An 18,030-nucleotide genomic window follows, 5' to 3' on the forward strand; every position below is an offset into this window, starting at 1 on the left:
TCAGGCGGCTATTGTCGCCGCAACCGGCTGAACCGATATCGCCTGCGCATGGGCTTTGCGAACAGCAATCATCATCCGTCCAACCCTGAGCGCGATAGGATCATTGAGCCCGAACATGCCCTTGTGCAATTTTTCAACTGCGACACCCTCGTCAATACCAAGGGCCCTTAGCCGGCGTCCTTCGGTTTCGGAAATGGCAGTCCAGTCGATCGCCACAATTTCAGCACTCTGCTTCAGCGACAGTTGGTCAACAGTTGTGGGTGTTTGCATAATCGCAACGCGGCCTTTCTAGTTGCGATTGATTATCAATACTACTTGCGCTTGGCGAGTCTTTTGTTCACTTTTGCACAGTTTCCTGCAGCGGCATCAAAAGTGGATCAATGCCGCTTCGTCACGCTCCCCGATAGCGCAACCGTCCAATGAAGCGCGCCATGCTAAACCGGTCACCGCCACCGCTGGTGACCTTGGCTTTGATCTTTTCAAACTGCATGACATTCTCGATCCGGCGATCGAGAAACGCTCGGGTTTCTGTGAACGCTTCGCTTTCGTCATCCAGAAATACGCTGATCGTGCTGCCATAGAGGCCCGCCAATAACGTCCGTTTGGTATAGTGGTTATAATCAGTTGCCGTGTCGCCGGCGAGACGCCAGATTGTGTCGGCGGTACGCCAGCCCAATTTGGCGGCTTTGCGCAAATGGGGCGGTGCCGCCAGAATCGCCACGGCGCGCCGCAAGCCTTCTCGATCCTGCTCAACAGCTTCCAACCGCGCCTCGACCAGCAATTTTATCCGTTGCCGCACCTTCATCGCAGCCAGCTCATCGGCGCTATATTTCGCCGCCATCTTAGCATCAACCGCCTGAAACCAGGCATCAATCATATCGACCGGGCCGGCGTTAAACGCTAGCCTGGCAAGATCAGTATCGACACCGTTCAACTCTGCCGCAGCGTGCACAGCCGTTTCATTCCAGCCGTCAAAAGCAGCCTGCGCAGCCAATTGCGGCGCCAGAAAAACACGCACTTCGTCCAGGGTCGGATCTTCGGGAAGCGATGCAGGCATGAGTGTTCCTTTGAAATTAGAGCTATCAATATAGACAGAAACTGCTGGGTTTCAAACCATTGCATTTGAAGGCCTCGCCTCTTAACTGTGTGATTAACTTTTCATGCCTCTTGTTTCAGGAAATATTATCATGACCACATTGTTCGATCCGATCACCGTTGGCGCTATCGAAGCCCCCAACCGCGTGTTCATGGCCCCCCTCACTCGCTGCCGTTCAACAATGGATTATGTGCCCACGCCGATGATGGGTGAATATTATAGCCAGCGCGCCGGCGCAGGCGTGATCATTTCCGAAGCCACCGGGATCAGCCAGCAAGGCCTGGGTACACCCTTTGCGCCGGGCATTTGGAACGACGCACAAACCGAAGCATGGAAACCGGTTGTTGAACAGGTCCACCAGGCAGGTGGCCGGATCATCTGCCAGCTCTGGCATATGGGTCGCATCGTCCATCCCGATTTCCTGGATGGCGAAAAACCAGTCTCCGCCTCAGCCACAACCGCGCCGGGCAGCGTCCGAACCTATCTGGGCAAGAAAGACTATGCCGAGGCCCGTCCACTAGAGGTTTCTGAAATTCCTGGCCTGTTGGACGATTATCAAAATGCAGCAGAAAATGCTCTGAAGGCCGGCTTTGACGGTGTGCAATTGCATGCTGCCAATGGCTATCTTATCGATCAGTTCATCCGGTCCGGCACCAATTTGCGGACCGATGAATATGGTGGATCGATTGAAAACCGCATCCGCTTGCTGGGTGAAGTAACGCAGCGTCTCGTGGACATATTGGGCAGCGACCGGGTTTCCGTCCGCCTGTCACCCAATGGAGATTCCCAAGGTGCCGACGATGCAACACCCATCGAAACCTTCACCTCAGCAGCAAAACTGCTCGACAAGATCGGCATCGCCTTTCTTGAACTGCGCGAGCCGCCTGCTCACGGCACTTATGGCAATACCGATGTGCCGCGGGTGAGCCCTAATATCAGGCCGGTGTTCAAGGGCCCACTGGTTCTCAACAGTGACTATTTTCAGGAAAATGCAACCGCTGCACTAGCCGAAAACAAAGCAGACGCGATAAGCTTCGGCCGGACGTTCATGACCAATCCCGATCTCCCGGAACGGTTTCGGGCGGGCGCTGAACTCAACCCAATCGACTTTACCCCCACTTGGTATAGCCAGGGACCCGAGGGATATATCGACTATCCGACAATGGAAGAAAAAAAGGCAGAGACTGCCTGAACGACACCCGTTCGGCTAGAAAGCGCTTTGTAAGCGGCGGAACATATCTTGGACCGCGGACTCGGCCTCGATTTCCTGTTGCAGGCGTGCTTGCAGGCGTTGCAGACGCTGGAACAGTTCCTCGCTCGCCATGACAACCTGTCGGGCTTCTTCTGGGAAGCAGTCCACCATCGGCTGATCGGTTGCGGGTGCATAGCCAAGTTCGCGATCACGGTTCCAAGCCTCGCCTTCGGTCAATTCTCCGCTGTGCAAGGCTTTCTGGTTCAGCAACCAGGCGATGCAATGCATCAATCTGGTGGTGACTTTCAACGATTCACAAGAAAAGGAAACGGCGAGGACATTGTCGTGATCGGAATCCTCATTGAATCGACCGGACTCGATATAGGATCGCGCTTCGTCCGCAAGCACCATCGCTTCGGTATAAAGTGCGTCCAATAATTTCTGAGTCAAAAGAGAATCTTGATCGGGCATGATCACTTCGTAGCAAAATATTTGGCCCCTTTGACAGCTAAATTTGGGCTGACGGATTTGCTTGGCGCGGATGTTTCAAACTGACACGCAAGGGGGGCTGGGGTTAACCGGTGGATAGCTTTGGTTAACGAATGTCTAACCCGCAGAGCGGCTTGCACTTCAAGCGATAATGTCGGGAATGAGCTGATTTTCAATCAAGATGATGCGGTCGCGCAATTGCAATTTTCTTTTCTTGAGTCGCGCTATCCGCAATTGATCTGGATTACCGGCTTCGATCAACGCACCAATGGCTTCGTCGAGGTCGCGATGCTCAATTTTCAGCAGTTCGAGCCGCGTCTGCAACTCTTCATCGCTCATCCCCATTCTGGATCAATATCCCCCTTGCGTCGCTACAACAATTTTGCAATCTTCTCCCTATTCATGGTTCATGTCGAAACCAAGACAATTCAGTCATGAAGCCGCATAGCCAAGATGGTTTTGGCTATCACAGCAGGAAAGGAAGCTTTGATCCTCTTTCAACTTCAATCTTATTATTTTTGAGGAGACTTTAATGATTCAGAATCACATGTCAGCATTGCGCAACAAACATGAAGCGCTGGAACGCAAGATTATCGAAGAAGAAACCCGGCCACGTCCCGACACGATTCGAATCCATAGTCTCAAGAAAGAGAAGCTTCGACTGAAAGAAGAATTGATGGATTAACAGCGGTCTGTCGCGGACCGTTCAAGCCAACCGGACAATAGTAAATTCTGCTTTGGCAGAAGATTTATTTTTCAACATCGCACTGACTTAGCCTTTCTGCTAGGCAATAATCATGTCCACAACAGATCCCTCGAGTACAAAGACGGCCCGTAATATTCTAACTGGCCTGCGGTCCATCATGGCGTCGCGCGGCAACGCCCAGATAAAATTGAATCAGGTCGTTGATACGATCGCGGAAGCAGTGAGCAGCGAGGTTTGTTCCATCTATTTGCGTCGGGATGGTGTCCTCGAGCTATTCGCAACACGCGGGCTCAACGCAGAAGCCGTTCACGTCACCAAGCTGGCTATGGGCGAAGGGTTGACCGGCTTTATTGCAAAAAATGTCGAAACATTGAACCTTGACGAAGCCGCAACCCACCCTGATTTTCAATATCGACCAGAAACCGGCGAAGAAAAATTCCATAGCTTTGCCGGCGTACCGATCATCCGCAACCAGCTGGCCATCGGCGTATTATGTGCCCAGCATGTCGAACCGCGGCGCTATTCGGAAGTTGAAATCGAATCGTTTGAAACAGCAGCGATGGTTCTCTCGGAACTGATCAGCAGCGCCGATTTTGTCGATGACAATTTCGCTGACGAAGCCTCCGCATTCGACGACAGCGCCGACCGCCTGAGCGGCCTGCAGTTGGTCAAAGGCAAGGCCAGTGGCCATGCTGTATTCCACCAACCGCGGGTAAAAATCGAACATACGGTCGCGGAAGATACCGAAGCAGAACGACATCGAGTCTATTCGGCATTCGACAAGATGCGCGACCAGATCGACCAGATGACCAGCCAGGCTGAATTTGGTGTCGGAGGCGAGCATGAGGAAGTGCTCGAGACCTATAAGATGTTTGCCTATGACGAAGGCTGGAGCCGGCGCATTAATGAAGCCATCGACAGCGGGCTCACGGCGGAAGCGGCAATCGAAAGAGTGCAGCAGCACACCCGCATGCGCATGCGGCAAATTGACGATCCCTTATTGGCCGAGCGCATGCATGATTTGGAAGATCTGGCCAACCGCCTGTTGCGCATTGTTTCCGGACAAATGGGCACCGCGGCCAAGACGGGTTTGCGGCAAGACACGATCCTGATTGCCCGCAATCTGGGCCCGGCAGAGTTGCTCGAATATGACCGCCGCAAGTTGAAGGGCGTCATTCTCGAAGAAGGGTCTCTAACCGCCCATGTGACGATCATTGCCCGGGCAATGGGGATCCCTATCCTCGGGCAGGTGAAAAATATTCGGCAAGTCGTCCGGGAAGATGACCATCTCTTGCTCAATGTGGATGAAAATGTTGTCTTTGTAAGGCCTGGAGCTTCCGTTGAGGATGCTTTCGAAGCACAGCTGGAACTCAGCCAGAAAAAGCGCGCCGCTTATTCCGAATTGCGGGACAAGGAAGCCATGACGAAAGATGGCGTTCGGATCACGGTGAATATCAACGCAGGGTTGCGAGACGATCTGGCTCTGCTCAACCTGACCGGTGCCGATGGCATCGGGCTGTTCCGAACCGAATTTCAGTTTCTGGTTGCCGCGACTATGCCGGGCCGGGCTGGTCAAACCCGTTTCTACCGCGATGTTCTGGATGCTGCGGGGGACAAGCCGGTCATATTCCGCACGGTTGATATCGGCGGGGACAAGCCGCTCCCCTATTTTCAAGCCAGTGAGTCCAAGGAAGACAATCCGGCAATGGGTTGGCGGGCTATTCGCATAGGTCTGGAACGGGATGCGCTGATGAAAGTGCAGGCACGCGCCTTGATAGAGGCGGCGGCCGGACGAAAGCTGAATGTCATGTTCCCGATGATCGCAGAACCCTGGGAATTTGATGCAGCCAAGGCGGTATTTGAAAGCCAACGCGCCTATTTGCACAGCCAGAAGAAAAGACTGCCGTCGCAAATCCGATATGGCGCGATGCTCGAGGTTCCCGCATTGGCAGAATGTCTTGATTTGATGGCTGAACGGCTCGATTTTCTGTCGATCGGAACCAATGACCTGACGCAGTTTCTTTTTGCCGCAGATCGCAGCAACCCAAGACTAGCCGAGCGCTTTGACTGGATGAGCCCTGCCATATTAAGATTTTTGCGCCGTGCGTCCGACAATGCCGGACGGTTTGATATTCCGCTTGGTGTTTGCGGCGAAATGGGCGGCAGACCTCTGGATGCTTTGGCGCTGTTGGGCTTGGGCATTCGCAATTTGTCTATCACTCCTGCATCGGTTGGCCCCATTAAGGCCATGGTCCGTTCGCTAGATCTCAGCCAAGTAGAAACGGAAATTGAAGCGATTTTAAAGGAAGCCCCCGCCGATCCAAGGACACGTCTGGAGCAATGGGCCAATCAGCATGGCATCGACCTAGATTAGTCACTTTGATGATCATCCCGCTGCATAATTTTCATCGATTTGCGGGAATTCGTAAAATGGCGTACGTTTGCTATGATTGTCATTGACTTTTGCCAGCTATAGTGGCTTTTTTCGGTGCATAATCCGGGGAGTGCGAAAAGGGTCGCAAATGATCCGGCCAAAGGAGTATTGCGTGGCCGAAGAAACCAAAGACGACGAAACCGTCGAACCGAATCTGGACAGCACCGGAGACCTCTTGCGTCGCGCCCGTGAACAGAAAAATCTGTCACTGGAAGAGATCGCTAAAAAAACCCGAATTCCTCAGCGTCATCTCGCTTCCATCGAAAGCGGTGACTATGAAGCTTTGCCCGGGCGGACCTATGCTATTGGTTTTGCTAAGTCCTTTGCAAGAACCGTTGGCCTGAGCGACGCTTCCATCGGAACCCAGTTGCGCACGGAAATGGAAGAACAAGGCCATGGCGCTTATCAGCCCGAAATGAGCGGATATGCTCCAGCCAACCCATCCTCTATTCCCCCGCGTTATCTGGCTTGGACTGCCGCGGGCGTCGGCGCACTGATTCTGGTCGGCTATCTGGTTTGGCGCACATTGATCCTCAATCCGGGTGACCCGACGCAAATCGCGGAAAACGAAACCACAACGGAAATAGAGAGCACTTCATCAACGAACAATTCTCAGACAGCGAACAACGGAGCGCCCACACCGTCAAGCAGCGGCACGGTGATATTGACGGCGACCGAGACAGTCTGGATGAAAATCTATGATGAAGAAGGCAAGCGCCTGTTCGAAAATGAAATGGCCGCCGGGGACACATTCACAGTGCCCTCTGATGCCGTCAATCCGCAGATTTTGACCGGACGCCCGGATGCGCTCACCGTTACGATCGATGGCCAGGTTGTCCCTCAACTCGGCACCGCCGAGCGGACAATCAAAGATGTTGGAGTCAGTGCAGCGGCCTTGCTCTCTCGCGGGGCAGCCGACAATCCCGCTGCCGATTTATCGGCGGAGTGAAGAACGCCCAAGCCGATCAAAAGATAAGATAGGGGTGGCGAGCATCGGGATACATTCCGTTACCTGGCATAATTTTCTTTACTTTTCAGCGTAGTATATGGTTAATATGGCAATAAATCAGCGGAGGCTTCGATGAAAACATTCGGTTTCACAATCTTGTTCGCCAGCTTGCTTGTCAGCACACCGGCAGCGGCGCAAAATGCAAATGTAGACAAGCGGGTGGATCGGCTCGAGCAGGAAATGCGTGCGGTTCAACGCAAGGTTTTCCCTGGTGGTTCAACCCGTTTCTTCGAACCCGAGATCGCCGACAAAAGCGGTCCGACATCGGTCACAAAAAACAACACAACTTCGGCTGTCTCCGACCTCATCGCTCGGGTGGATGCGCTAGAGACCAGCCTCGCGAGCCTCACCGGCCAAGTTGAGGAAAATGGATTTCGTTTGAAGAAGCTTGAGGATCGTCTGGCCGCCACCGAGGCAACGACCGCCGACCCAGCGGGCGCTGGCACATCTGCCGCAACCGTTGCACCGACCGCTGCCGCGAAGACCCAACCGACAGCCGCTCCTAGCCCCGAGCGAGTGGAAGGCGTCGCCGCGATCGTGATGCCTGAGACCGGGGATGAAGCAGAAGATGCGTATATTTATGGCTATAGATTATGGGACGCAAAATTCTTTCCCGAAGCCCAGACGCAGTTGAAAAAAGTATCCGAAAAATATGCTAACCATAGACGCGGGAGCTTTGCTCAGAACTTGCTAGGGCGTGCCTATCTTGATGACGGCAAGCCGGCTCTGGCATCTGTCGCGCTATATGAAAATTACCAGAAAACCCCACGGGGCGAACGCGCGCCTGACAGCCTCTATTTTCTGAGCAAAGCGTTGGTCCAATTGAACAAGAAAGACGACGCCTGTCGCGTGCTGGCAGAGATGCAGGATGTCTATCCCGCCGTTGCCGCCGGCCGTCTGGCCAATCGGGTGAGATCGGGTAAGGCCGCTGCCAACTGCAAATAGTTGATGGACAAGGGAAACACCTCGCTCGACCAACTTTTTGTCCAAGCGCTTGATCGGCTGGTTCCCGAATTCAAAACAAATGACGAGATATTGGGCCTCGCCGTCTCTGGCGGGCCTGATAGCTTGGCCCTGCTATTGCTGGCAAAACGTGCCTATCCGGGAAAGATTGCCGCGGCGACGGTCGATCACGGCCTGCGTCCCGCCTCACGGTCAGAAGCAGAATTTGTGGCATCGCTGTGCGCAGAACATGACATATCTCACGCCATTTTAAGGCCGGTTGTGCCGATCCGCGGCAGCATCCAAAGCGCCGCAAGACAGGCGCGCTACGGATTGCTGAACGACTGGATGAAGGATCAACATATCCACTGGCTGGCGACCGCCCACCATGCCGATGATCAGTTGGAAACCATGATCATGCGCATTTTGCGCGGGAGCGGAATCGACGGCATGTCGGGCATTCGTGAGAAGCGCGGCAATATTATCCGCCCCTTGCTCCATATTCAAAAGCCAGAGCTGGAATCTTACGTGGTTTCCTACAAAATTGATGCTGTCAACGATCCCTCCAATCAGGATCAGAGCTATGATCGCGTGCGGGTGCGCAACGCGCTTCAAGACCTGGAGGGATTTGACACTAGCCTTGCGAGCCAGAGCGCGAGCGCATTGAGCGCGGCGCGCGAGGCCATTGAATGGATTGTGGAGCAACTTGCTGTGGATCATCTAAGAACCACAGATACAGGTTGTGAGCTCTCCAAACCGGACTTTCCGCACGAAATTCAGCGGCGCCTTCTGTTGCGCTGCCTGCATATCTGTCAGCCAGCCTTATCGCCGCGCGGCGGCCAAATTGACCAGACAATCATCGCTCTGCAAAAAGGTGAAAAAGTAACACTCGGCGACATCTTGTGTCAGGGTGGCGGAAATTGGGTCTTTCAAATCGCTCCAAAGCGGCGAAATAGCTGAGTTATTGGCATTTTATATGGGCCCAGGCTGTTTCGATCACACTGATTGGGAAAAACATTGGCGTTCATATTGTCATCCACAGGAAAAGCCCTATCTTTACAGTAGATAAAATAGCGGCTGGATGCCCGTCATCCGTTGAAACAATGATTACAGGACAAGATGCGCAATGAATGACGAACAGGATCCCAAAGACAATCCTTGGATGAAGAGTATGTTCATCTGGGCCGGCGTGATCGTAGCGCTGTTGCTGACCGTTTCGATGTTTGGCGCCGGCGCGGCGACAGACTCGGCGTCAGGGATTAGCTATTCTTCGTTCCGCAACAAGGTGGAAGAGGGCAGCGTGAAAAGCGTTGCTATCGCACCGGATAAAATCACTGGCGAACTGACCAACGGCGATATGTTCTCAACCACCCCCGTCGGCAATGATCCTTCTCTCGTCAAACTGCTGGATGAAAAAGGCGTTGAATATAGTGGCAAGGCGCAAGAACAAGCCAGCATCTGGCAGATCATTCTGGTTCAATCCCTGCCCTTCCTCCTTATTCTCGGTATCGCTTTTTTCGTTCTGCGTCAGATGCAGAAGGGCAGCGGCTCCGGCGCCATGGGATTTGGCAAATCCAAAGCCAAGCTGCTCACCGAAAAGCAGGGCAAAGTTACGTTTGCGGATGTTGCTGGCATTGACGAAGCCCGCGAAGAGCTCGAAGAGATTGTCGAATTTCTGAAAAACCCTGGTCGCTTTGCCAAGCTTGGCGGACAAATTCCCAAAGGTGCACTGCTTGTTGGTTCGCCTGGTACCGGTAAAACCCTGCTGGCACGGGCTATTGCTGGCGAAGCGGGTGTACCGTTCTTCTCAATTTCCGGTTCGGATTTTGTGGAAATGTTTGTCGGTGTCGGCGCCAGCCGTGTCCGCGACATGTTCGAACAGGCCAAGAAAAATGCACCGTGCATCGTCTTTATCGATGAAATTGACGCGGTCGGACGCCATCGTGGCGCCGGGCTCGGCAATGGCAATGACGAGCGCGAGCAAACGCTAAACCAGCTTCTGGTCGAAATGGATGGCTTTGAAGCGAATGAAGGCATCATCATCATCGCGGCGACCAACCGTCCCGACGTGCTTGATCCAGCCCTGCTTCGTCCGGGCCGCTTTGATCGCCAAGTTGTCGTGCCACGTCCTGACATTGAAGGCCGTGAGAAAATTCTCGCCGTGCATATGAAAAAAGTACCACTGGCTCCGGACGTCAACGCCCGCACAATCGCTCGTGGCACACCTGGCTTCTCTGGCGCGGACTTGGCCAATCTGGTCAACGAGGCTGCACTGATGGCCGCACGCCGCGGCAAACGCATGGTAGCGATGAGCGAGTTTGAGGATGCCAAAGACAAGGTCATGATGGGCACCGAACGCAAGTCCATGGTGATGACCGAAGACGAGAAGAAGATGACCGCCTATCACGAAGCCGGTCACGCGTTGGTATCTGTGCACGAGCCAGCTTCCGATCCCATCCACAAAGCAACGATCATTCCCCGTGGCCGTGCGCTTGGCATGGTCATGCGCTTACCCGAGCGTGACAATTACAGCTATCACCGTGACAAGATGCATGCCAATCTGGCGGTATCGATGGGCGGGCGTGTCGCCGAGGAAATCATCTTCGGCTATGACAAAGTCTCATCCGGTGCATCCGGCGACATCCAATATGCAACCAAACTCGCGCGGGACATGGTCACCCAGTGGGGCATGTCCGACTTGATGGGGCCGTTGCAATATGAAGAAGAGCAAGGCGAAACCTTCCTCGGCTATTCACAATCGCAGCGCGTCCATATGTCGGACGAAACCGCGAAGAAAATCGACCTGGAAATTCGCAAGCTGATTGATGACAGCTATGATCGGGCAAAACATGTGCTGACCAAGCATGAGAAGCAACTCCATGCCCTCGCCAATGCATTGCTCGAATATGAAACGCTATCCGGTGACGAGATTGACGAATTGGTCGAGAAGGGCAAATTCGATCGCCCGGACGGGGAAGTCGCCAAGCCGACCGCCGTTCCATCGGCGGGCGCATCCATCCCCAAAGCAGGACGCAACAAAAAGGGCCCGTTTGGCGATCCAAAGCCACAAGGCGCCTAGCGGCTCAAAAGCCATAGGCAAAAGAAAAGGCCGCTCGGGAACGATCCCGGCGGCCTTTTCTTTTGTCTAAATCAACCTCTGCGGTCAGCATATAATTTAGCGGCGACCATAGTCTCCGGCGACACCAGCACTGCGTGGTGGCGCAGCGGCGGTAAGACGCAGCGCTTCAGCGGACTGGCTGATCGAACCGATTTCATCCGGCGTATCATCATCATCGATGAGAACCTTCTGAAGCGATTGAGTCAGGCTTTCCTGAAGATCCTTTGGCTTGACTGTTTCTTCTGCGATTTCGCGTAGCGCAACAACCGGATTTTTATCGCGGTCGCGGTCAACAGTCAGCTCGGCACCGCCTGAAATCTCACGTGCACGCTGGGAGGCAAACAATACCAGATCAAACCGATTTGTGACTTTATCAACGCAATCTTCAACCGTAACGCGAGCCATAAGGCGCTCCTGATTCTGCAAACTTTTGGAAAATGAGGCCTGCCTCTAAGGCTAAGGGCTCGATTTGTCAACAAATCTGGACTCATTCCAACATATCAAAGCAATCTTATGAATTGTCGGTTTGGCGGGGATAATCTATGCCCCGAAACCATGAAAAGTCCCACCGTGAAAAGCCAGCGATTGCAATCCGATGCACCTCAATGGTTCGATGTCGGTGGAAATCAGCTGCGTCTTGTCCACAGCGCAGACGAGCGGCTTTCCGCGCTCGTAAAAACGATTGATGGAGCAGGAACAAGCCTCAAGCTTTTCTTCTACATGTTCGAGGACGACAATGTGGGACGGATGATTCTGGGCAAGTTGGTTGCCGCCTGTGAGCGTGGCCTAGCCGTAGAAATGATGGTCGACAGCTTTGGATCCAACGGAGCATCACGCACATTCTTTGATCCATTGATCGCTGCAGGCGGAAAATTCAAAATTTTCAGTCCCCGTTTTTCCTCCAGCTATTTCGTACGCAACCATCAGAAAATGGTGATTGCCGATGATCAACGCGCCTTGATTGGCGGGTTTAACATTGCCGATCAATATTTCGATTTGCACGAACCGGACGAAGATAGCGATTCAGGCGATGAAAGCTGGGAAGATCTCGGACTAGAAATCAATGGACCGGAAGTCGCAAATCTAGCGAACTATTTCCAGCTCTTGTCGGATTGGGTCTATCGGGACAATGGCAATATTCGCGCTTTGCGAAAGATGATCCGTGGCTGGCACGCTGGGCAAGGTCAGTTTCGGTGGCTGCTGGGCGGACCAAGCAATCGGCTGAGCCACTGGGCATGGACAATCAAGAAAGACCTTGAAAAAGGCACGAAGCTGGACTTGGTCACCGCCTATTTCTCTCCAGGGCAAGGGCTTTTGCGACGCATTGGCGGCCTGTCCAAGCGCGGAGGAAAGAGTCGGATCATATTGCCGGGAAAAACAGACAATGCCGCGACGATCGGCGCCAGCAGATTGCTCTACGGCTATTTGTTGCGACGACGGGCGAGTCTCTTCGAGTTTCAGCCCAGGCGACTCCACATGAAATTGGTGATTGTGGATGATGCCGTCTATATCGGTTCGGCAAATTTTGATCTGCGCAGTCTGTTTATCAACGTCGAAATGATGTTGCGGATCGAAGATGAATCATTCGCCAATCACGCACGCGAAGTGATCACTCTTTTGCACGAGGATGCAGAGACGATCACGCTGGAACTGCACAAATCCCGACGGTCTATTCTCAACCGTCTGCGTTGGACCATATCCTATTTCTTTGTGAACACGCTAGACTATAGCGTAGCCCGCCGGCTCAATTTCGGCATCAAGAAATAGGCCGCCTTTCTCAAGACCAGCAGCCTCTGTGAGAAACGCGCACAATCTGTCGCAGCAGGAGAATCGTTCACCGCAATCCGCAACCTTGCCCCTGTTCAGACAGAGTTGCTTCGTTAGAAGAATATATGGACAATAAAATTACAGCTATTCGAAACCCCATGATCAATTTTCGGCATTTATTGATATTTTTGATGAGTGTCACGGTGACGGCATGCGTCTCTGGGGCGGACAGGCCAGGAGTCCAGCGTCCTGATACACCGCCCACCTATCAAAACCCCGCACCTTCACAACCGGTTAGCGCCAAAAACATGCGAAAAAACCCGGACCCTGCCCTGGTGCGCGAAATCAGCGAACTTTGGCGCAAATTCCCGGGAAAGACCGGAATCGCGGTCAAGCGGATCGACGGCGAATGGGAGATTGGTCACCGGATTGACGAATATTTTCCACAGCAAAGCGTCTCCAAGCTCTGGGTCGCTACGACCTTGCTCGACAAAATCGATCAAGGCCGCGCTTCATTGTCTGACCCTATCCGTATCGGCAAGGAAGACCTGACAGTTTTCCATCAACCCATGGCAGTCGAAGTGGAACGCGAAGGCGCGGTTGTGAAGTCGGTTTATACCTTGCTTGAAAAGGCACTGGCCAGCAGCGACAACACTGCAAATGATGCATTGCTGCGCCATGCCGGGGGTCCGGACGCCGTCCGCCGCTTCATCTCCAAAAATTCGCTCGGGAAAATCCGCTTCGGCCCCGGCGAACGGTTGCTGCAAAGCGGCATTGCTGGAATGGAATGGAAACAGAACCTCTCCTACCGCCGGACATTTTATGCCGCGCGCGCCAAAATACCCGTCGAGCAAAGGCGCAAATCACTCAACGCCTATCTGGCTAACCCTATTGATGGCGCCAGTCCGCTTGCCATCGTCCGCGCGCTAGACAAGTTGGCCCGCGGCGAGCTGCTTTCCGACAATTCGACAAGATTGCTGCAATCAATATTGAAGCGCACGCGCAGCGGCCCGAACCGCTTGAAGGCAGGCGTTCCTGGAGGATGGGAATTTTTGCACAAGACCGGCACGGGTCAGGTTCTCGGTTCGGTATCGACCGGATATAATGATATCGGCATCATGACCGCCCCAGATGGCACCCGCTATGCGGTTGTTGTGATGCTGGGTGATACAACCGCTTCCATTCCAGAGCGGATGCGTTTGATGCAAGCGGTAACACGGGCCGTCGGCCGCTACCACCGCAGCTAGCGCCTATTCGGTTTCGGCCGGGCTCGTCTCCGCATTCTCGATCATTTGGGGCGGCGCGTTGCGCTCGTCGAGCATCTTTGCAGCTTCATCCAGCGCTTGTGCTTCACCAACGGTTACACCGCCGGGGCCCGGATCATTTTGCGCAGGACCGCAGGCCACTAAGCCGGCCGATATTATGACTGTTAAAATGCTTCTCATTGCAGCTCCATAAAGCCAATCCAGACTGAGCCAAAGACAAAAAAAAGGGCCGTCCGAAGACAGCCCTTTTTCTCAAAGCTTATGAAAGCTTATTGAATTGCGTTTTTCGCAGCGTCAGCAGCTTTGTCAACGACACCAGCAGCGGCATCTTTAACAGCAGAGCCAGCAGCGTCTGCGGCATCACCAGCAGCGTCGGCAGCGGCGTCAGCAGCATCACCGGCAGCGCCAGCAGCAGCATCTACAGCTTCGCCAGCGGCTTCACCAGCAGCGTCAGCGGCTGCGCCAGCTTCTGCAGTTGCGTCAGCAGCAGCTTCGCCCATTGCGTCGGTTGCGCCTTCAGCAGCATCCATTGCATCGTCAGCAGCTTCTTCAGCTGTTGCTTCAGCACCTTCTACTGCTTCTTCTGCGCCTGCTTCAGCATTGTCTGCGCCGGAGCATGCGGACAGGCCGAGTGCAGCGGCCAAAACGATTGATGTTGTAACTTTTTTCATTGGGGTAACCCTCTATTTTATTCCTCAAAAACCAAGCAGGACGGGAGTTTTTCTGCCTCCAATGACCTACGGCGGCTATCTTTAGCGGTATGAAGGAATGAACGCAATGAAGAACCTCCTTTGCCATTTTAGTCATTTGTAAAATCTCCTAGGATCGTCGACAGAAACAAAAGCCAAGCCTAGAAGATCAAGCCGATTGACCAGATATAAAGATTTCTTTATATACGTCCGCTGACATGGACCATATCTTGAACATTTTTAGAGCATTGGCTGACCCAACACGTTTGCGAATCGTTCTCTTGCTGCAGAAGATGGAGCTTGCGGTGGGCGAGCTTGCGCAGATTTTGGACCAAAGCCAGCCCCGCATCTCGCGACACATCAGAATTCTGGATGAAGCCGGGCTTGCAGAGCGCCGTAAGGAAGGCAGCTGGGTCTTTCTAAAGCCAGGACCGGCAGTCGAACTGGAAATATTGGGACGCATATTTCGTTCGGACACCGTCGCGAAGTCTGAGCAAGCCATGCAGGATCAGGAACAGCTATCGTTGGTCCGCAAAGCGCGTGCAGATATGGCCGAAGAATATTTTGCCGCGCATGCCGAAGAATGGGACGCGATCCGGTCTCTGCATTTGCCCGAGGCGGAAGTGGAACGTGCGATGCTGGCTTTGCTGCGAGATGCGCAGCTCGGCAAGATGCTGGATATAGGCACCGGTACAGGACGGATGGTCGAACTATTCGGTCCTTCGGCACAGTCGATCATTGCGATTGATAAAAGTCCCGAAATGCTGCGACTAGCGCGAGCGAAATTACTTGAAAGCGAAACCGCCAGCGAATCAAATTTGGTGCAAAAAACAGAGTTGAGGCAAGGTGACTTCACCCAACTGCCGATTGAAAACGGGGTAATGGATAGTGTCATCCTGCATCAGGTTTTGCACTATGCGCAACATCCCGAAGCTGTGCTGCTTGAAGTATCTCGGGTTTTAAAAATCAACGGGATGGTGCTGATCGCGGATTTTGCTGCACATGACCGCGAAGATTTGCGCACCGAACATGCCCATGCCCGCCTCGGCTTTGGCGATGACAGCATGAAACGCTGGCTCACATCATCAATGCTTGATCTGGTGCAAACCAGAACTCTGGATGGCGGCGAACTTACCGTAAAAATATGGGTTGCCAGAAAGTCTACTATACCTGTTTTGAACCCAAATTCCGATGACATCGCCTCCGAAAATCAAAATTTGAAAAGAGCAACAGCATGAACAAATCAACGAAGCCTTTGGCTTTAAGCGAGCTGGAAGAAGCCAAACGCGCCCTTGATGTTCCGCTGTTTGCGGGATTGAGCGGGGATGCAGATGTTTCCTTCGAATTTTTCCCACCAAAATCGGAAAAGATGGAACAGACATTATGGGATAGTGTTGTAACGCTGGAGCCGCTCAATCCGCGTTTTGTTTCCGTCACATATGGCGCTGGCGGCACCACCCGCGAGCGGACCCATGCCACAGTGGCGCGCATTGCACAGGAAACCAATATACCGGCCGCTGCGCATTTGACCTGCGTCGATGCAAGCAAAGACGAAATCGCGGAAGTTGCAAAAGCATATTGGGATGCAGGCGTTCGCCATATTGTCGCTTTGCGCGGTGATCCACCCGCAGCCGGTCAGACTTTCGAACCGCACCCGCAAGGATATGCCAGCGCAGCAGAACTGGTCAAAGGCCTCACCGATATTGCGCCGTTTGAGATTTCGGTCGCCGCCTATCCCGAGACCCATCCCGAAGCCAATTGCCCGCAAAGCGACCTGGACAATCTGAAACGCAAGCTGGATGCCGGTGCCAGCCGTGCGATCACCCAATTTTTCTTTTCGGCTGAAGCCTTTTTCCGGTTTCGCGATGCTGCAGCGGCGGCTGGCATTGATGCAGAGCTGGTACCGGGAATTTTGCCGGTTTCCAATGTCGCCCAGACGCGCAAATTTGCAGGCATGTGCGGCGCGGAAATACCGCCATGGATGAATGATCTGTTCGAAGGATTGGATGACCATCCTTCGGCTCGACAATTGATTGCTGCGACCGTAGCGGCAGAAATGTGTCGCAAACTTTATGCCGGCGGCGTTCGCCAGTTCCATTTCTACACGCTCAACCGAGCAGAGCTCAGCTACGCCATATGTCATCTGCTCGGCAAACGGCCGGTTGGCAAACACCAGGAGAAAGCCGCATGACCACCGCACGCGACCAACTGCATAAACTGGCAGCGGAACGTATATTGGTGTTCGATGGCGGCTATGGAACCGCAATTCAAAACTATGGTTTGGGCGAGCGCGATTATCGCGGTAATCTGGAACTGACCGATGACCAAAAGGGCAATAATGACCTTCTGAGCTTGACCCGACCGGATATTATTGAAGCGATTCATATGTCCTATCTCGAAGCCGGGGCTGACATTATTGAAACCAATACGTTCAGCTCTACCGAGATCAGTCAGGCCGACTATGGCTGCGAGCATCTGGTCCGTGATCTGAACGTAAAGTCAGCCGAAATCGCACGATCGGCTTGTGAAAAGGCTGAAACCAAGGACGGTCGGCCGCGTTTTGTTGCCGGGTCTGTCGGCCCCACCAACAAGACGCTCTCTCTGTCACCCGATGTTAACGATCCGGGCTTCCGCGAAATCGACTATGATTTTCTAAAGGGTGTGTATCGCGCGCAATGCGACGCCTTGATCGACGGTGGGGTGGACTTTTTGTTGATCGAGACAATCTTCGATACGCTCAATGCCAAATGCGCAGGAATGGCAGCCATGGAAGCCGCGGAAGCATGCGGTCGCGACGTTCCGTTGATGATATCAATGACCTTGACCGACCTGTCGGGGCGCAATCTTTCCGGTCATACGGTAGAAGCGTTCTGGCACGCGATCCGGCATCTGAAACCGCTGACCATAGGGCTTAACTGTTCTTTCGGCGCCGATCAGCTCCGGCCGCATCTGACGATGCTTTCGAAAGAGGCAGATACGTTGATCATGGCCTATCCCAACGCAGGTCTGCCGAATGACCTGGGTGAATATGATGAAATGCCGGACGAGACAGCGGAGCTCATTGGTGACTGGCTGAAAGATGGTCTGGTCAATATCGTCGGCGGTTGCTGCGGCACAACACCGGAGCATATCCATGCGATTGCCAATGCCGTCGCCGATCAGGATCCGCGCAAGATCCCTGATACCAATGTCCAGACACGCCTCTCCGGACTGGAACCATTCACCATGGCAGCATAAGCGATCGACACCATCTTACGCGCGACCCCACGCAGGCGCGCGAACAGCATAAAGCAAATTTTCCCGGCTTCGCTCGAGACCAACGG

19 protein-coding genes are annotated in these 18,030 nt (G+C 53.6%); 12 read left to right on the forward strand and 7 right to left on the reverse strand.

The genetic code is table 11. The features are described from left to right. Together ABJV08_RS09135 and ABJV08_RS09140 are read right to left on the reverse strand one after the other, a co-directional pair. Positions 1-270, reverse strand: a complete 270-nt coding sequence (locus ABJV08_RS09135; protein ID WP_348041184.1) for a FeoA family protein — start codon at positions 268-270, stop codon at positions 1-3. A 121-nt stretch (positions 271-391) separates the two neighbouring features. Beyond that, positions 392-1,057 (reverse strand): COQ9 family protein, encoded by a 666-nt coding sequence (locus tag ABJV08_RS09140; RefSeq protein WP_348041186.1) that lies wholly within the window; start codon positions 1,055-1,057, stop codon positions 392-394. Between the two features lie 130 nt (positions 1,058-1,187). On the opposite strand from ABJV08_RS09140, the gene ABJV08_RS09145 reads away from it, so the two are divergent. Further along, a complete protein-coding gene (locus ABJV08_RS09145) occupies positions 1,188-2,288 on the forward strand; it encodes an alkene reductase (RefSeq protein WP_348041188.1) in 1,101 nt (366 codons plus the stop codon). Positions 2,289-2,303: 15 nt separating this feature from the next. On the opposite strand, the gene ABJV08_RS09150 is transcribed toward ABJV08_RS09145, so the two are convergent. Together ABJV08_RS09150 and ABJV08_RS09155 are read right to left on the reverse strand one after the other, a co-directional pair. Then, positions 2,304-2,759 carry a DUF1465 family protein gene (locus ABJV08_RS09150; protein WP_348041190.1) on the reverse strand — a complete coding sequence of 152 codons (456 nt, stop codon included), beginning with the start codon at positions 2,757-2,759 and terminating at the stop codon, positions 2,304-2,306. A 159-nt stretch (positions 2,760-2,918) separates the two neighbouring features. Beyond that, complete coding sequence (locus tag ABJV08_RS09155; RefSeq protein ID WP_348041191.1) at positions 2,919-3,116, reverse strand: DUF465 domain-containing protein; 198 nt, start codon at positions 3,114-3,116, stop codon at positions 2,919-2,921. A 193-nt stretch (positions 3,117-3,309) separates the two neighbouring features. Between ABJV08_RS09155 and ABJV08_RS09160 the strand changes: the two genes are divergently transcribed. The 6 genes from ABJV08_RS09160 (at position 3,310) to ftsH (ending at position 10,947) form a co-directional block, all read left to right on the forward strand. Then, positions 3,310-3,462 (forward strand): YdcH family protein, encoded by a 153-nt coding sequence (locus ABJV08_RS09160; protein ID WP_348041192.1) that lies wholly within the window; start codon positions 3,310-3,312, stop codon positions 3,460-3,462. 112 nt (positions 3,463-3,574) lie between these two features. Next, entirely contained in the window at positions 3,575-5,857 is a 2,283-nt protein-coding gene (gene ptsP / locus ABJV08_RS09165; protein ID WP_348041193.1) for a phosphoenolpyruvate--protein phosphotransferase, read from the forward strand. Between the two features lie 172 nt (positions 5,858-6,029). Continuing rightward, positions 6,030-6,866, forward strand: coding sequence for a RodZ domain-containing protein (locus tag ABJV08_RS09170; protein ID WP_348041195.1), 837 nt, complete (start codon positions 6,030-6,032; stop codon positions 6,864-6,866). Positions 6,867-6,998: 132 nt separating this feature from the next. Beyond that, on the forward strand, positions 6,999-7,871 hold the full coding sequence (locus tag ABJV08_RS09175) for a hypothetical protein (protein ID WP_348041197.1): 873 nt from the start codon (positions 6,999-7,001) through the stop codon (positions 7,869-7,871). Positions 7,872-7,874: 3 nt separating this feature from the next. Further along, on the forward strand, positions 7,875-8,828 hold the full coding sequence (tilS, locus tag ABJV08_RS09180; protein WP_348041199.1) for a tRNA lysidine(34) synthetase TilS: 954 nt from the start codon (positions 7,875-7,877) through the stop codon (positions 8,826-8,828). A gap of 166 nt (positions 8,829-8,994) precedes the next feature. Then, positions 8,995-10,947, forward strand: coding sequence for an ATP-dependent zinc metalloprotease FtsH (gene ftsH, locus ABJV08_RS09185; RefSeq protein ID WP_348041201.1), 1,953 nt, complete (start codon positions 8,995-8,997; stop codon positions 10,945-10,947). 96 nt (positions 10,948-11,043) lie between these two features. Here the strand turns inward: ftsH and rpoZ are convergent, their stop codons facing one another. Beyond that, entirely contained in the window at positions 11,044-11,391 is a 348-nt protein-coding gene (gene rpoZ / locus ABJV08_RS09190; protein WP_348041203.1) for a DNA-directed RNA polymerase subunit omega, read from the reverse strand. A gap of 150 nt (positions 11,392-11,541) precedes the next feature. On the opposite strand from rpoZ, the gene ABJV08_RS09195 reads away from it, so the two are divergent. After that, positions 11,542-12,753 carry a phosphatidylserine/phosphatidylglycerophosphate/cardiolipin synthase family protein gene (locus ABJV08_RS09195; RefSeq protein WP_348041205.1) on the forward strand — a complete coding sequence of 404 codons (1,212 nt, stop codon included), beginning with the start codon at positions 11,542-11,544 and terminating at the stop codon, positions 12,751-12,753. Between the two features lie 308 nt (positions 12,754-13,061). Further along, complete coding sequence (locus ABJV08_RS09200) at positions 13,062-14,000, forward strand: serine hydrolase (RefSeq protein ID WP_348041206.1); 939 nt, start codon at positions 13,062-13,064, stop codon at positions 13,998-14,000. A 3-nt stretch (positions 14,001-14,003) separates the two neighbouring features. On the opposite strand, the gene ABJV08_RS09205 is transcribed toward ABJV08_RS09200, so the two are convergent. Both ABJV08_RS09205 and ABJV08_RS09210 read right to left on the reverse strand, forming a co-directional pair. Beyond that, positions 14,004-14,198 carry a hypothetical protein gene (locus ABJV08_RS09205; protein WP_348041207.1) on the reverse strand — a complete coding sequence of 65 codons (195 nt, stop codon included), beginning with the start codon at positions 14,196-14,198 and terminating at the stop codon, positions 14,004-14,006. Positions 14,199-14,287: 89 nt separating this feature from the next. Then, positions 14,288-14,689 (reverse strand): hypothetical protein, encoded by a 402-nt coding sequence (locus ABJV08_RS09210; protein WP_348041209.1) that lies wholly within the window; start codon positions 14,687-14,689, stop codon positions 14,288-14,290. A 236-nt stretch (positions 14,690-14,925) separates the two neighbouring features. Here ABJV08_RS09210 and ABJV08_RS09215 point away from each other — a divergent pair, with 236 nt between their 5' ends. The 3 genes from ABJV08_RS09215 to ABJV08_RS09225 are packed head-to-tail and all read left to right on the forward strand — an operon-like array spanning position 14,926 to position 17,944. Then, positions 14,926-15,945: a metalloregulator ArsR/SmtB family transcription factor gene (locus tag ABJV08_RS09215; protein ID WP_348041211.1), complete on the forward strand. Its 1,020-nt coding sequence runs from the start codon at positions 14,926-14,928 to the stop codon at positions 15,943-15,945. Next, entirely contained in the window at positions 15,942-16,898 is a 957-nt protein-coding gene (gene metF / locus ABJV08_RS09220; protein ID WP_348041213.1) for a methylenetetrahydrofolate reductase, read from the forward strand. The genes ABJV08_RS09215 and metF overlap by 4 nt, the downstream gene beginning before the upstream one ends. Continuing rightward, positions 16,895-17,944 (forward strand): homocysteine S-methyltransferase family protein, encoded by a 1,050-nt coding sequence (locus tag ABJV08_RS09225; protein WP_348041215.1) that lies wholly within the window; start codon positions 16,895-16,897, stop codon positions 17,942-17,944. Before metF ends, ABJV08_RS09225 begins: the two co-directional genes overlap by 4 nt. Positions 17,945-18,030 lie beyond the last annotated feature (86 nt).

This window comes from Parasphingorhabdus sp. (genome assembly GCF_039982395.1).
Classification (GTDB): Bacteria; Pseudomonadota; Alphaproteobacteria; order Sphingomonadales; family Sphingomonadaceae; genus Parasphingorhabdus.

Bases quoted from the DNA above. Each gene is read 5' to 3' on its own strand.
- ABJV08_RS09215 (WP_348041211.1), top strand. From the start codon at position 14,926: ATGGACCATATCTTGAACATTTTTAGAGCATTGGCTGACCCAACACGT.
- ABJV08_RS09195 (WP_348041205.1), top strand. From the start codon at position 11,542: ATGAAAAGTCCCACCGTGAAAAGCCAGCGATTGCAATCCGATGCACCT.
- ABJV08_RS09210 (WP_348041209.1), bottom strand. From the start codon at position 14,689: ATGAAAAAAGTTACAACATCAATCGTTTTGGCCGCTGCACTCGGCCTG.
- ABJV08_RS09140 (WP_348041186.1), bottom strand. From the start codon at position 1,057: ATGCCTGCATCGCTTCCCGAAGATCCGACCCTGGACGAAGTGCGTGTT.
- ftsH (WP_348041201.1), top strand. From the start codon at position 8,995: ATGAATGACGAACAGGATCCCAAAGACAATCCTTGGATGAAGAGTATG.
- ABJV08_RS09155 (WP_348041191.1), bottom strand. From the start codon at position 3,116: ATGAGCGATGAAGAGTTGCAGACGCGGCTCGAACTGCTGAAAATTGAG.
- rpoZ (WP_348041203.1), bottom strand. From the start codon at position 11,391: ATGGCTCGCGTTACGGTTGAAGATTGCGTTGATAAAGTCACAAATCGG.
- ABJV08_RS09205 (WP_348041207.1), bottom strand. From the start codon at position 14,198: ATGAGAAGCATTTTAACAGTCATAATATCGGCCGGCTTAGTGGCCTGC.
- ptsP (WP_348041193.1), top strand. From the start codon at position 3,575: ATGTCCACAACAGATCCCTCGAGTACAAAGACGGCCCGTAATATTCTA.
- ABJV08_RS09175 (WP_348041197.1), top strand. From the start codon at position 6,999: ATGAAAACATTCGGTTTCACAATCTTGTTCGCCAGCTTGCTTGTCAGC.
- ABJV08_RS09200 (WP_348041206.1), top strand. From the start codon at position 13,062: ATGCGAAAAAACCCGGACCCTGCCCTGGTGCGCGAAATCAGCGAACTT.
- ABJV08_RS09225 (WP_348041215.1), top strand. From the start codon at position 16,895: ATGACCACCGCACGCGACCAACTGCATAAACTGGCAGCGGAACGTATA.
- ABJV08_RS09135 (WP_348041184.1), bottom strand. From the start codon at position 270: ATGCAAACACCCACAACTGTTGACCAACTGTCGCTGAAGCAGAGTGCT.
- metF (WP_348041213.1), top strand. From the start codon at position 15,942: ATGAACAAATCAACGAAGCCTTTGGCTTTAAGCGAGCTGGAAGAAGCC.
- ABJV08_RS09160 (WP_348041192.1), top strand. From the start codon at position 3,310: ATGATTCAGAATCACATGTCAGCATTGCGCAACAAACATGAAGCGCTG.
- ABJV08_RS09145 (WP_348041188.1), top strand. From the start codon at position 1,188: ATGACCACATTGTTCGATCCGATCACCGTTGGCGCTATCGAAGCCCCC.
- tilS (WP_348041199.1), top strand. From the start codon at position 7,875: ATGGACAAGGGAAACACCTCGCTCGACCAACTTTTTGTCCAAGCGCTT.
- ABJV08_RS09150 (WP_348041190.1), bottom strand. From the start codon at position 2,759: ATGCCCGATCAAGATTCTCTTTTGACTCAGAAATTATTGGACGCACTT.